At 61.8% G+C, this 13,215-nt stretch carries 12 protein-coding genes; 11 read left to right on the forward strand and 1 reads right to left on the reverse strand.

Going from position 1 to position 13,215, the window contains the following annotated elements:
• Positions 1-14 precede the first annotated feature (14 nt).
• Entirely contained in the window at positions 15-947 is a 933-nt protein-coding gene (locus BBJ66_RS31025; protein ID WP_071092955.1) for a LysR family transcriptional regulator, read from the reverse strand.
• 132 nt (positions 948-1,079) lie between these two features.
• Here BBJ66_RS31025 and BBJ66_RS31030 point away from each other — a divergent pair, with 132 nt between their 5' ends.
• The 11 genes from BBJ66_RS31030 (at position 1,080) to BBJ66_RS31080 (ending at position 13,204) form a co-directional block, all read left to right on the forward strand.
• Positions 1,080-1,511 carry a DoxX family protein gene (locus BBJ66_RS31030; RefSeq protein WP_071092957.1) on the forward strand — a complete coding sequence of 144 codons (432 nt, stop codon included), beginning with the start codon at positions 1,080-1,082 and terminating at the stop codon, positions 1,509-1,511.
• A gap of 295 nt (positions 1,512-1,806) precedes the next feature.
• Positions 1,807-2,007, forward strand: coding sequence for a hypothetical protein (locus BBJ66_RS31035; RefSeq protein ID WP_225881113.1), 201 nt, complete (start codon positions 1,807-1,809; stop codon positions 2,005-2,007).
• A gap of 426 nt (positions 2,008-2,433) precedes the next feature.
• Positions 2,434-3,627 (forward strand): ABC transporter substrate-binding protein, encoded by a 1,194-nt coding sequence (locus BBJ66_RS31040; RefSeq protein WP_071092961.1) that lies wholly within the window; start codon positions 2,434-2,436, stop codon positions 3,625-3,627.
• A gap of 21 nt (positions 3,628-3,648) precedes the next feature.
• Entirely contained in the window at positions 3,649-4,521 is an 873-nt protein-coding gene (locus BBJ66_RS31045; RefSeq protein ID WP_071092962.1) for a branched-chain amino acid ABC transporter permease, read from the forward strand.
• A gap of 40 nt (positions 4,522-4,561) precedes the next feature.
• The gene (locus BBJ66_RS31050; protein WP_071092964.1) at positions 4,562-5,548 is read left to right on the forward strand and encodes a branched-chain amino acid ABC transporter permease; all 987 of its coding nucleotides are present in this window, start codon (positions 4,562-4,564) and stop codon (positions 5,546-5,548) included.
• Positions 5,545-6,315, forward strand: a complete 771-nt coding sequence (locus BBJ66_RS31055; RefSeq protein ID WP_071092965.1) for an ABC transporter ATP-binding protein — start codon at positions 5,545-5,547, stop codon at positions 6,313-6,315. Before BBJ66_RS31050 ends, BBJ66_RS31055 begins: the two co-directional genes overlap by 4 nt.
• Positions 6,308-7,048, forward strand: a complete 741-nt coding sequence (locus BBJ66_RS31060) for a branched-chain amino acid ABC transporter ATP-binding protein (protein WP_049732087.1) — start codon at positions 6,308-6,310, stop codon at positions 7,046-7,048. Before BBJ66_RS31055 ends, BBJ66_RS31060 begins: the two co-directional genes overlap by 8 nt.
• Before the next feature lie 27 nt (positions 7,049-7,075).
• Complete coding sequence (locus BBJ66_RS31065; protein WP_071092967.1) at positions 7,076-8,284, forward strand: aspartate transaminase; 1,209 nt, start codon at positions 7,076-7,078, stop codon at positions 8,282-8,284.
• Between the two features lie 76 nt (positions 8,285-8,360).
• Entirely contained in the window at positions 8,361-9,299 is a 939-nt protein-coding gene (nac, locus tag BBJ66_RS31070) for a nitrogen assimilation transcriptional regulator NAC (protein WP_071092969.1), read from the forward strand.
• Between the two features lie 153 nt (positions 9,300-9,452).
• Positions 9,453-11,516, forward strand: a complete 2,064-nt coding sequence (locus tag BBJ66_RS31075) for a hydantoinase/oxoprolinase family protein (RefSeq protein ID WP_071092971.1) — start codon at positions 9,453-9,455, stop codon at positions 11,514-11,516.
• A gap of 11 nt (positions 11,517-11,527) precedes the next feature.
• Positions 11,528-13,204 (forward strand): hydantoinase B/oxoprolinase family protein, encoded by a 1,677-nt coding sequence (locus BBJ66_RS31080; protein ID WP_071092973.1) that lies wholly within the window; start codon positions 11,528-11,530, stop codon positions 13,202-13,204.
• Positions 13,205-13,215 lie beyond the last annotated feature (11 nt).

Below are 13,215 nucleotides of genomic sequence, written 5' to 3' on the forward strand. Positions count from 1 at the left end.
CGGGTGCAACTCGTTCAGTGTACGTCCTTTTGATCTCCCGCGGCTTTGTCTGTGCCTGAAAGCCTGGCCTTGAGTTTCGCAGTCAGCCATCTCGCCGCCGGTCCCGGCGGGTTTGCGACGTTGCGGATCACATGGATCGGGTACTCGCTTTGGTCGAAGGCCGGAAACTGTAGGTGGACGAGGCGGCCATCGGCGAGATCATCCCTGGCCAGGGATGCCGGAAGCCCGCCCCAGCCCAATGCGCCGCGGATATAGAGATGTTTTGTCGCATTGTCGCTGACCCGCCAGGTCTTGAGCGAAAACACGTTGAAATCGCGTCCCTTCGTCAAGCCCGAAGCGTCGTAGACGACGAGCTGGGTTTCGTCCCGCACATCGGCGAGGGTCATCGGCCGGCGCAACTTTCCAAGCGGATGATCGGGGGCGGCGACAGGGATCATCGCCGCCTGGCCGATCCGTTCGAAAACGATCTGATCGTTCCTTGTCGCCATGGCGCCGCCAAAGCCGACGACGGCCCTGCCATTGATAACCGCATCCATGACGATCCCCAGTGTGCCAACCGTCACATTCAGCGAAACTGTGGGATAGTGACTGCGGAAGGCACGCAGGGTGTCGACGACGATGTCCGACGGCACGAAAGCGCTCATCGCCACATTGAGTTCGGCCTCCAGCCCGTCGCTCAAGGCCTGGACGCGCGCCCGCATCAGGTCGAGATCGCCCAGCAGCCGGCGGGCATCCTCGAGCACCGACCTGCCGGCTTCCGTCAGTTGCGGCCGCTTGGTGCCGGAGCGGCTGAAAAGCGCCACCCTGAGCTGAGCCTCGAGATTGGCGATCGTATAGCTGACGACCGACTGCGTTCGGTTGAGGGCGCGGGAGGCGGCTGAAAAACTGCCTTTCTCCACCACGGTCAGAAATACTTGAAGCTGATCCAATGTCGGATGGGGCTGCATTCTCATCGATCCAAACGATAAGTTTCTTCGGAAATATACCGGTTTTCGCGATGAGCTTCCAGCTTTATCTGTGTGGCTCGGTCGCGATCGCAAGTCGGTTCGGCGCGCCGCCATTGTTCAAGAGAGGTTCGAATGTCCAACATCACCACCGTTTCTTCTGCCCCGCCTGCGGGAAAATTGCTCCGGATGGGGTTATGGGCCGCGCAGGTGCTGACCTTTGCCGCTTTCACCCTGTTTGGCTGCATGAAATTCTTCATGCCGGTCGATCAACTGGCGGCAATGTGGGTATGGCCTGGCCAGGTTCCTGCATGGTTCCTGCGTCTGATGGGGATTATCGATTTTGCCGGCGGAGTGGGCGTCCTGCTGCCGGCCTTGACCCGGATCCAGCCGCGTCTGACTGCGCTTGCGGCGCTTGGCTGCGTGCTGCTGCAGATCGCTGCGATGATCTTTCATCTCTCCCGCGGCGAAGCGCCGGCCTTGCCGCTCAACGTCATCCTGCTTGCGCTTTCAGCATTCATCTTCTGGGGTCGCGGCAAGAGGGCGCCTATCGCGCGGCGCGGGTAGCGATGCCGAGTGATCGTCTGGCTGTTGCGGCAATTCATGGTTGTGGTATCCGATTGTCGCAGGCTTGTCCAATTGGCGCAGCAAAGCCCCAAAGTGAGACTGCCACGAAGGCGAAAGTAGGGATTTGTTAAGGCTGGCGCGGCGTTTATGACCTGGCGAACACACGCAACTCGCTGACATGAAGAGCGAGGATGTTCCGGTCGATCGGCAATGAAACGCGCCGCATCCCCTAAGCCGTCGGAGCTGGAGACATGAGCGTTTCCTGTCCGCCAAAACAACCAAACAAAGAATGCAAATGGCTGAAATCATCCTCTTTCCAAACCCGGTCTCCAACACTGCGATAGACACTCCCGACCTGGAGGTCGCGGGCGAACCGTCCGGCAATCCGGAAATGGAACAGATGCTCCAGGCGCGCGCCCGGATCCGAAATGTTTTGAACGAACTCGATAGGCTGAGCGGAGAGCTGCAAGCCTGCTCCTTGTCGACTGGCGCGTAGGATCGCAACCGTGTCATTCGGGGTGACGATCCTCGTCTGAACGCCGAGGACATCGGCTTTCCCAGTGCCGAGAGTGGGAGCGCTTCCCGGCGATGATCTCGGCGCGATCGAATCTGAACGAAGGGCAAGCTGCAAACTCCTTGCATGATTTCACATCGACACCCATTGCCTTTGGCAGCATGGGAATATCAGCCGCGACGTCGCGAGCGCGGGTTGGCAGGCTGATATCGCCGTGTTCTGAAACCTTCCCCGCTATAAAGATTCGCTATGGCGGCAGAAGCGAGTTGTGTTGGCCATGCGGCAATGGATGAACCTACTCTGACAGCGTCAGCAGAAGACTGGCGCAACAAGAACCGCGGCAAAGCGGCATTTGAGCACATGACGGCAGGGGCCGATCAGACGTGTCCAACAAACGGAGTGGGAACCATGAACAAGACTTTGACGCGCCGGGTATTTTGCATTTCCACGGCAATCCTTTCCTTCACCGCGCTCATGACCGGCGTCTCGCACCAAGCTCTCGCCGCGGATGAAACGATCAGGCTCGGCCTGGTATCGCCGATGAGCGGGCCGAATGCCCGTTACGGCGCGTTTTCGCTGCACGGCGCCGAACTCGCCGTGAAAGAAATCAACGATGCCGGCGGCATCGACGGCCGCAAGATCGAAATCTTTTCCGCAGACAGTCAGGGAACGCCGGTCGAAGGCGTTTCGGCAACCCGCCGCCTGATCGACCAGGACAAGGTCAACTACATCATCGGCGACGTTTCGAGCTCCGTCACTCTGGCGATGCAGCCGGTCGCCGAAGATGCGGGCGTGCTTCTGCTGAACGCCGCATCCTCCAACCCGAAGATCACCTATGGCGCCGGCGTTGGCGGCTACAAGTGGACCTTCCGCAACTATCCCACAGACGAGAACCGGGCGCTGATCGTGGCGAAATATGCCGCCGAGCAGCGCGGCTTCACCAAGTTCGCGGTTCTCTCGGTCGACAGCGATTACGGCCGTTCGGCAATCACCTTCACCAAGAAATACCTGCCCGATTTCAAGGGCGAGATCGTCAGTGAGGACTATTACAAGGAAGGCGAAGTCGACTTCCGCAGCGTGCTCGCCAAGATTCGTGACAATGGCGCCCAGGCGATCATCATGTACGGTCTTGCCGATACCACCCCGATCATCGCCCGTCAGATGCTGGAACTCGGTCTTGCCGGCAAGGTGACCCTGATCGGCAATGGCGAGTTCAATACCGAAAAGACCATCAAATCGGCGCCGAAGGTTCTTGAAGGTGCGGTCGAAGCCGCGGCTTGGCTGCCGGCCTTCGATTCCCCCGAGAGCAAGGCTTTCGTGGAGAAGTTCACGGCCGCCTACAACGAGGCGCCGAACAACCACGCCTATGTCCACTGGGACACGGTTCACCTTCTCGCCCAGGCGATCAAGGAAGCCGGCAGCCCCGACCAGGCCAAGGTGCGCGATGCGCTCTCCAAGATCAAGTACAAGAGCGCCGTCGGAGAGGTGACCTTCGACGATCACAATCAGGCTCGCCTGCCGATGATCCTGCTGCAGATCGAGGACGGCAAGCCGAGCATCAAAGGTGCCTACGCGGCGGATATCCAGTATCCTGCGAACTGATCCATCGTCGGGGATAGGGCCATGTTCTCAACAATCCTTGAGCAGATCATCAACGGCATCGTGACGGGCTCCGTCTACGCCATCGTTGCGGTCGGCATGACCATGATATTCGGAGTGCTGCGGGCCATCAATTTCGCTCACGGCGAATATTACATGCTGGGAACGTTCGGAGCATGGTTTGCCATCGACTATCTCGGACTGTCCTATGAGGCCTCGATCGTCGTCGGCGTGCTGTCGACGATCGTCATCGCCTATGTGGTCGGCAGATTTGTGATGCAGCGCATGGTCGGCGCTCCGGCCGAATCCGGGGTGCTCGCCACGCTCGGCATTGCGCTCGTCCTGCAGAACACCGTTATCCTGGTCTTCGGCGGCGGCTACAAGTTCTTCTCGGGCGGCTATATCGAACCGGTGTCGATCCTCGGCTTCAGCCTGGCCGAGCAGCGCGTCATCATCCTCATCGTCTGCCTGATTGTGTTCATCGGCCTCGAACTGATGGTGACCTACACCAGGATGGGCAAATCCATGCGGGCGGTGTCGCAGAATGTCGAATGCTGCGAGGTGGTCGGCATCGACGTGCCACAGGTCGTGCTCCGGACCTTCATCCTCGGCGCTGCCCTTGCCGCCCTTTCCGGGGTGCTGACGGCGCCGGTCAATGTCAGCGTCTATGGCGGCATGGGTGAGCTGATCACCTTCAAGACCCTGCCGATCATCATCATGGGCGGCCTCGGCAATGTGCGCGGCACCTTCTTTGCGGCGATGATCCTCGGGATCGCCGAGAGCCTGGTTGCCACCTATGTGGGACTGCAGTTCCGCGACACCGTCGGCTTCGCCACCCTGATCCTGATGCTGATGTGGCGCCCGCATGGACTGTTCTCGACGCAGGCGCGCTTCTGAGCGCGCTCGGCCGAACCTTTCTCGAATTTGAGGACTCGCTATGTCTCTCACGGAAGTCTCGCAATCACAGCAGCGTCGCGATCTTCGCCTGCCGCTCGGTTTGCTGCTGTTGTTGGCCGCGCTCTGCGCCCCCTTCGTCGCCAGCACCTATGTCGTCCACGCGCTGATCATCGCGCTGATCTTCATGCTGCCGGCGCATGGCCTCAATCTCCTGGTCGGCTATACCGGCCTGCTCTCGCTTGCCCAGGCCGCGTTTTTCGGCATCGGCGCCTATACCTCGGGCTTGCTGGCCGTCACCTACGGCACGCCGTTCTACGTCAACGTCGCCGCTGCCGGGCTGGCGGCGGGCGCCATCGCCCTGCCTCTCGGCATCCCCGCCCTGCGGTTGCGCTCGACATCCTTCGTGATGTGTACGCTCGGCTTCGTGATCATCGGCCAGGCGATCGCCAAGAACTGGATTTCGCTCACCCGCGGCGATATGGGCCTCTCCAGCATACCGAAGCCGCATTTTGCGCTCGGGCCGCTGTCCTTCACCGTATCGGGCACGACGGCCTTCTATTATCTGGCGCTGACCGTCGGAATTCTGGCGACGCTCGCCGTCTGGATGATCGTCCGCTCGCCTGCCGGCCGCAACATGATCGCCATCCGCGAGAACGAGACGCTGGCCGAATCCGTCGGCATTCCCACCTGGCGCTACAAGCTGATCGTCTTCATGCTGAGCGCGGTCTTCGCCGGCGTCGGCGGCAGTCTCTACGCGCATTATCTGACGGTGGTCAGCCCGCTGACCTTCCAGATGTATTATTCGACGACGATGCTGATCATCGTGCTCGGCGGCGGCGCCGGCACGATCTCGGGCGTCGTCTTCGGCAGCCTGCTGTTCGTCGGTCTGACCGAGGCCCTGCGTGTGACGCCGGAACTTCGGATGATCGCCTACGGGCTCTGCCTGCTCGTCCTGGTCTTCTGGTTCAGAAAGGGCTTTGCGCCCGTGATCAACCGCCTCTGGGATTCGATCGGGAGCGCGAAATGACCGGTCTTCCCATTCTCGAAATCAGCAATCTCACGAAATCCTACGGCGCGGTGAAGGCGGTCGACGATGTCAGCATCCATGTCGAGCGCGGCGAGATCGCCGGTTTGATCGGGCCGAACGGCTCGGGTAAATCGACCTTCTTCGATTGCAGCACCGGCCTCGGCAAACCCGATAGCGGCAAGGTGAGGCTCGACGGCCAGGATATCACCGGATGGAAGCTGAACCGGATCGCCCGCGAGGGGCGCATGCTGCGCTCCTTCCAGAAGACGGTCGTCTTCAAATCGCTCGACGTCGAGGAAAACCTGATCATCGCCGGGCAGATGTTCAGCTTCCCCTCTCTCTTCTCCACCTTCGGGATCGGCAAGCTGTCGCGCAGCCGGGTGTCGGGATTGCGGGAAAGGGCGCAGGAACTGATCAGAATGGCCGGATTGTGGGATGTGCGCAAACAGCCGGCCGGCAATCTTTCCGGCGGGCAGCAGAAGCTCATCCAGTTCGCCTCGATGTTGATGCCGGAGCCGAAGCTGATCCTGCTCGACGAGCCGATGGCGGGCATCAATCCGAAGATCATCGAGCGGGTGGTCGAGACCATCGTCTACGCCAACACATCGCTCGGCGTCAGCTTCCTGATCATCGAACACAATATCGATGTGGTGACCAGCATATGCCGGCGGGTGATCGTGCTCGACCAGGGGCGCAAGCTCGCCGAGGGTCTGCCACAGGAAATCATCAACGACCAGCGGGTCAGGGAGGCCTATCTCGGTGGCTGATTCAAACCTCTCGATCAAGGGCTTGCGCGCCGGCTATGGATCCCTCGACATCCTGAACGGCGTCGATCTCGACGTGCCGGCAGGCCAGTTCGTGGCGCTGATGGGGCCGAACGGAGCGGGGAAATCGACACTTCTGAAGACGCTCTACGGCATGACGACGATCAAGGACGGCAGCATCGACTGGCGGGGCACGAATATAGCCGGCTACAAGTCGCGCGCCATTCTCGGTGAAGGCATCTCCTTCGTGCCGCAGGGCCGCTGCAATTTTCCGGTCATGACGGTGGACGAAAACCTGCAGATGGCGGCCTATACGCTGCGCGACGACAAAGTGAAGGCGGATCGGGATTATGTCTACGATCTCTTTCCGATCCTGAAGACGCGGCGCTCGACGCTGGCCGGCAATATGTCGGGCGGCGAGCAGCAACTGCTCGAAGTGGCGATGGCCGTCCTGCAGCGCCCGAAGGTGCTGCTGGTCGACGAGCCGTCGGTCGGCCTTTCGCCGGCGGCGATCGGCATCGTCTTCAACGAGCTGCTGCGCCTGCATGCCGCCGGGCAGACCATTCTGCTTGTCGAGCAGAATACCAAGAAGGCCATGGAGGTCGCCGAACGCGCCGTGATCCTCCGGCTCGGCAAAGTCATCTGGGACGGCCTGCCGGGGGAGATCAGCCACGACGAACTCGGCGAGCTTTTCCTGACGGGCAAGATGCGCGGCGAGACCGAAGCCGTTCACTGAAACCCACGAAGAAATAAGGAAATATCCATGAGCACTTTCGTGCCCGCTTCACGCGTCTCCAGGATCAAGGTTTCGCCGAGCACGGCGGCTGCGGCGCGCGCTCGCGAGCTGAAGGCGGCCGGCCGCGACATCGTCGACATGACGGTCGGTGAGCCAGATTTCGATACGCCGGATCACGTCAAGGCCGCGGCCCATGCCGCGATCGACCGGGGCGAGACCAAATACACCGCCGTCAATGGCACGCCTTTGCTGCGCAAAGCAATCATCGGCAATTTCGATCGGCGTCTCGGATTGCGATATGCCGATAATGAGATCTGTGTCGGCGGCGGCGCCAAGCAGATCCTGTTCCTCGCTCTGATGGCCAGCGTCGAGAACGATGCCGAGGTCATCATTCCGGCCCCCTATTGGGTTTCCTATCCCGATATGGTGATCGCCAACGAGGGCAAGCCGGTCATCGTGCAATGCCCGCAGGAACAGGGCTTCAAGCTGACGCCTGATGCTCTCGAAGCGGCGATTACGCCGAAGACCATGTGGCTGATCCTGAACGCGCCGTCGAACCCGACCGGTGCTGCCTATAGCCGCGACGAATTGCGGGAGATCGGCAAGGTGCTGCTGCGGCACCCCCAGGTCATGATTCTCTCCGACGACATTTACGATCAGGTTTGGTTCAAGGACGAGCCGATGACCACGCTGGTCGCAGCCGTGCCGGAACTGAAGGAGCGGGTGCTTCTCACCAACGGCGTGTCGAAATCCTATGCCATGACCGGCTGGCGCATCGGTTACGGAGCGGGGCCGGCGCCCCTGATCGCCGCGATCAACAAGCTGCAGTCGCAGATGTCGTCCTGCCCGTCCTCGGTCAGCCAGGCGGCGGCCGCGCACGCTTTGGCCTCGGAGCAGGGCTTCGTCACCGACAGCGTCAAGATCTACAAGGAGCGCCGCGATTATGCCTGCCGGCGTCTGAACGCCGTGCCCGGCCTGTCCTGCCTCGTGCCGGACGGGGCCTTCTACCTCTTTCCGAACTGTGCCGGCGTGATCGGCAGGAGGACGCCGGAGGGCAAGGTGATCGAGACGGATCTCGATTTCGTCCTCTATCTTCTCGACGGCGTCGGCGTGGCGGCCCTGCAGGGCGCGGCCTACGGCCTGTCGCCGTATTTCCGCCTATCGATCGCCACCTCGATGGACGCCATCACCGAAGCCTGTGACCGCATCGAGCGGGCGGTCGGCGAATTGCGTTGAATTCTGCGGCACGCGGGAGGGGCTTGCGCGTCTCCCGCCCTAGGTCTTAGGTTCCGTAAAACCGAAGCTTGAGGCCATGAGCGTAGATTTCAGAAAACTGCGAAGTTTCGTCAAGATCGTCGATACCGGCAGCGTATCGCGCGCAGCCTCCCTGCTTCGCACCGCCCAGCCTGCGCTCTCCCAGCAGATTGCCGCGCTGGAGGCCCACTTCAAGCACAAGCTTCTGATCCGAAGCAATGTCGGCATCACCCCGACCGAGGCCGGCCTGATCCTCTATCGGCATGCCCAGCTGATGCTGAAGCAGATTGATCAGGCTCAGACCGATATCAACCAGTCGGCAAAGTCGGTGGCTGGACGAGTATCGATCGGGCTTGCGACCTATTCGACGTCGAGCGCCTTGTCGCTTCCGATCCTGAAGGAAATGAAAGCCCGCCATCCCGACGTCGTCGTGCACATAAACGACAGTTTCGGCCATATCCTCAGCGAACTCATCATGACCGGCAAGATGGATATGGCGCTGATCTATGCCGCAGACCCCATCAAAGGCGTGACGCTCCAGCCGCTGTTTCGCGAGCAGATGTTCCTGGTATCGCCGCCGGGCATGGAATTGCCTGGTGATGCTTCCGAGCCCCTGCCGCTCGCATCGGTCGATGCCCTGCCGCTGCTGCTGCCGAGCAAAGGCCATCTGCTGCGCCGGCTCATCGACGAAGCGTTCGCCCGCGCCCGCGCCCATCCGCAGGTGCTGTCGGAGATCGAGTCGGTGCCGGCGCTCGACGCCGCGGTGCGCGAGGGGCTCGGCTCCACCATCCTTCCGGCATCGGTGGTGACCGAGACCTCCTATTTCGCCGGCACGCAGGTGCGGGCGCTGACCAAGCCCGTCATCGAAGCGACGGTCTCTCTCTGCGTCTCCGACCATCTGCCCCTGTCGGAGCCGGCGCTCGCGGCTCGGGCCGTCCTGCTGGAGATCGTGGCAAAGCTGATGAGCAGCCAGCATCAGGGCATCAAGACGGTTTAGGGCCGATCCTTTTCCGACCTCCTCTGCCATAAGCAAACCCTATGGCGGCAGACGGCAACTGTGTTAGCCAAGCCGGTCGCCGATCCCATAACCTCCTCAGAAGACATGAAGGTCTCCGAAACCGCATGAGACCACGGTTGCTTCGAGGGAAACATGGCAAAACTGGCATTCGACACTGGCGGCACCTTCACCGACTTCGCACTGCTGGATGATAATGGTGATCTCCACCTGCATAAGGTGCTGAGCACGCCGAAGAACCCGGCCGAAGCCGTCGTGCAGGGCGTGTCGGAACTCCTGGAGCAATTCTCCTCCGCCATCTCGATCGAGCGTCTGCAGGTTTTGGGTGCGACGACGGTGGTGACGAATGCCGTGCTGGAGCGCAAGGGCGTCGAGACCAGCTTCATCACCACCGACGGCTTTCAGGATATGCTGCGCATCCGCAACGAAGGCCGCTACGACCTCTACGACCTCAACATCAAATACCCGGATCCTCTGGTCACGCGGTCGAACAGCTATGGCGCCGTCGAGCGCATCGCGGCCGATGGCGAGGTGATGACCGAACTCAAGGAAGAGACCGTCCGTGAAATCGCATCGCATCTGAAGAAGAGGGGCATCCGTTCCGTCGCCGTATGCCTGCTGCACGCCTATAAATATCCGCAGCATGAGCAGCGCGTGGCAGCCCTGTTGCGTGAGGAAGACCCCGATATTTTCGTATCGCTGTCGTCGGAAGTCTGCCCTGAGATGCGGGAATTCGACCGCGCCTCGACGACGGTCGTCAATGCCTATACCCGCCCGCAGATGGCCGGTCACGTTGCCCATCTTCAGCGCGAATTCGCTGCGAAAGGCATCGATCGCCAGGTCCTCTGGATGACCTCGTCGGGCGGCCTGGTGCCGAGCCGGCGCGCGGCCGAACTTCCTGTCCGCCTGATCGAATCCGGGCCTGCGGCCGGTGCCGTCGCCGCCGCCGAATTCGGGCGCATCGCCGGCGAGGGAAGCGTGCTCTCCTTCGACATGGGTGGCACCACCGCCAAGCTTTGCCTGATCCCGAACGGCGAGCCGACCGTTGGAACGGACCTCGAGGTCGCTCACTATCAGCGTTTCCGCAAGGGCTCGGGCTTTCCGCTGAAGATTCAGTCGATCCAGATGATCGAAATCGGCGCCGGCGGCGGTTCGATCGCGGCAAAGAACCCGCTTGGCCTCCTCGATGTCGGCCCGCATTCGGCAGGCGCGATGCCGGGGCCGGCCGCCTATCAGCGCGGCGGCACGCAGCCGACGGTGACCGATGCGGATATCCTGCTCGGATATATGGGGACGGAGTCCTTCGTCGGCGGTTCCTTCAAAGTGTCGAAGGACGCCGCGCGCGAAGCGATGGCGGCACTTGCCAGATCGCTCGATGTCAGCGTCGACCGCTGCGCCTGGGGCATTCACGATCTCGTCAATGAATCCATGAGCAAGGCGGCGGCCATGCATGCCACCGATCTCGGTGTCGATCCCCGGTCGCTGCCGATGGTGGCATTCGGCGGCGCCGGCCCGGTGCATGCCTATGGGATCGCCCGCAAGCTCGGCATCAAGCGCATCATCTGCCCGACCGGGGCAGGCGTCACCTCGGCGATCGGCCTGTTAATCGCACCCGTCGCCGTCGATCTCTCCGCAAGCCATCCGATGCCTGTTGATAATTGGGATGTCGCCGCGGTCGACCGTCTGCTGGACGATCTGGCTGCGCAGGGCGCCGAAGTGGTTTCCGCCGCCGGTGTCGCCAAGGAGACGATCACCAACCGCTATACGGTCGATATGCGCCATGTCGGCCAGGGGCACGAGATCACGGTGGTTCTGCCCGATCGCGGCCTGCCGAGGCAAGAATTCCTCAAGCAGTTGCTCGCCAATTTCTACAAGCTCTATCGCGAGCTGTTCGGCCGCACGGTCAACGCGTCCGTCGAGGTCATCACCTGGCGGCTTCGCGCCAGCGGCGAAAAGGATCGGGTGACCCGGCCTCATGAAGTCAATGCCGCCGATGCGTTGAAGGGGCAGCGGCAGGTCTATTTCCAGGAGCTCGGGGCCTATGCCGAGACGCCTGTCTACGACCATTACCGGCTTCCGGTGGATCGGGAATTTACGGGGCCGGCGATCGTCGAGCAGCGTGAATCCACGGCTGTCGTCGGGCCAAGCGGCGTCTTCCACGTCGATGCCAACGGCAACCTCGTCATCAACATTCAGTAAGGCGAAATCCGATGTCGAAGACCGCTACCGATTTCAACGATCCGATCAATCTGCAGGTCATGTGGAACCGCTTGATCTTCATCGCCGACCAGGCCGACAACGTGCTCGGCAAGACGGCCTTCTCGCCGATCGTCCGTGAGAACCACGATTACGTCACCGTGCTGCTCGACAGCAAGGGGCGGGCGCTTGCCCAATGCACCTGGTCCATCCCCGTCTTCATCACCTCGCTGCCGGCCGCGGCCCAGAAATATTTCCTGCCGAAGTTTCCGGCCGAGACGCTTGCCGAAGGCGATGTCCTTGCGACCAACGATCCGGAGATCGGTACCGGTCATCTGCCCGATGTGACGATGATCACGCCGATCTTCAAGAACGGCAAGGTGGTCGCCTATGCCGGCTCGATCGCTCATCTGCCTGACATCGGCGGGGCGCCGCTTCATTCGGAGGCGAGCGACATTTTCGAGGAAGGCATCCGTTTCCCGATCGTCAAACTGCACAAGGCCGGCGTTCCCAATCAGGACGTTCTCGATATCATCGCCGCTTCGGTGCGGCTGCCGACCGAAGTCCAGGGCGATCTGGAATCGATGATCGCCGCCAACAATGTCATGGGCCGCGAACTGGTGAAGTTCCTCGATGAATACGGCCTTGACGATATCGACGGGCTCGCAGAGGCGATCCATTCCCGCTCGGAGGCGCAGACCCGCAAGGCGATCAAGGCCTGGCCGAATGGTCGCTATTCGGCGCAGATGACGCTGGACGGCTACGAGACCGACATCACCTTGAAGGCGACCGTCATCGTCAGCGACGATTCCATCCATGTGGATTACGCCGGCACATCCGATCAGGTTCTCCACTCGATCAACTGCCGCACCAACTATCGCTACGCCCATTCCGTCTATGCGCTGAAATGCCTGCTCGATCCCGATACGCCGAACAATGAGGGTTGCATCACGCCGATCACCGACGACGCGCCATTGGGCTCCGTTCTCAATCCGGAGCAGTGGACGGCGGGCAATTCCCGCAACCTGATCGGCCATGCAATCCCCTCCCTGATCTTCCGGGCGCTCGAAGGCGTGGTGCCCGACAAGGTCATGGGCGACAGCGGCGGCGCCCCCATATGGGCGGCCAACTGCGTCGGCCGCAGGGATGATGGTTCGCAATACGGATCGGTGCAGAATTTCCACGGCGGCCAGGGCGCCCGTGCGGAATTCGACGGCCTGGACACGCTGAGCTTCCCGTCGAACTGCAAGGTGACGGCCGTCGAAATGTTCGAAATCGCCGTGCCCGTGCTGATGGAGCGCAAGGAGCTGATCGCCGATTCCGGCGGCGCCGGCAAATATCGCGGCGGCCTGGGGCAGCGGGCCATCCTGCGCAATCTCGGCCGCTCGGCGATGAATATCTATCTCGCATCCGAGCGTGTCCGGCATCCCTGCTTCGGTGTCGTCGACGGGCAGGACGGCACGCCGGGCAAGGTCAGCAAGGAAGGCCGGCCGCAATTCCCGAAGGGCAAGGTCGTGCTGAAGACCGGCGAGCGGCTGGAAGTCGAAACGCCGGGCGGCGGTGGATGGGGCAGGGTGAGCGAGCGGCCGGCCGCCCTGATCGAGCAGGACCTTGCCGAAGGCCTGATCACCCAAAAGGCGGCGAAGCTTATATATGGCTACAAGGGCGCGGCCGCGGTGGCCGCGGAATAGGAGGAGCCATC

This window comes from Rhizobium sp. RSm-3 (assembly GCF_001854685.1).
Classification (GTDB): Bacteria; Pseudomonadota; Alphaproteobacteria; order Rhizobiales; family Rhizobiaceae; genus Rhizobium; species Rhizobium ecuadorense.

Excerpts from the sequence above, each read along its gene's own strand:
- BBJ66_RS31025 (WP_071092955.1), bottom strand. The coding sequence starts at position 947 with ATGCAGCCCCATCCGACATTGGATCAGCTTCAAGTATTTCTGACCGTG.
- BBJ66_RS31030 (WP_071092957.1), top strand. The coding sequence starts at position 1,080 with ATGTCCAACATCACCACCGTTTCTTCTGCCCCGCCTGCGGGAAAATTG.
- BBJ66_RS31035 (WP_225881113.1), top strand. The coding sequence starts at position 1,807 with ATGGCTGAAATCATCCTCTTTCCAAACCCGGTCTCCAACACTGCGATA.
- BBJ66_RS31040 (WP_071092961.1), top strand. The coding sequence starts at position 2,434 with ATGAACAAGACTTTGACGCGCCGGGTATTTTGCATTTCCACGGCAATC.
- BBJ66_RS31045 (WP_071092962.1), top strand. The coding sequence starts at position 3,649 with ATGTTCTCAACAATCCTTGAGCAGATCATCAACGGCATCGTGACGGGC.
- BBJ66_RS31050 (WP_071092964.1), top strand. The coding sequence starts at position 4,562 with ATGTCTCTCACGGAAGTCTCGCAATCACAGCAGCGTCGCGATCTTCGC.
- BBJ66_RS31055 (WP_071092965.1), top strand. The coding sequence starts at position 5,545 with ATGACCGGTCTTCCCATTCTCGAAATCAGCAATCTCACGAAATCCTAC.
- BBJ66_RS31065 (WP_071092967.1), top strand. The coding sequence starts at position 7,076 with ATGAGCACTTTCGTGCCCGCTTCACGCGTCTCCAGGATCAAGGTTTCG.
- nac (WP_071092969.1), top strand. The coding sequence starts at position 8,361 with ATGAGCGTAGATTTCAGAAAACTGCGAAGTTTCGTCAAGATCGTCGAT.
- BBJ66_RS31075 (WP_071092971.1), top strand. The coding sequence starts at position 9,453 with ATGGCAAAACTGGCATTCGACACTGGCGGCACCTTCACCGACTTCGCA.
- BBJ66_RS31080 (WP_071092973.1), top strand. The coding sequence starts at position 11,528 with ATGTCGAAGACCGCTACCGATTTCAACGATCCGATCAATCTGCAGGTC.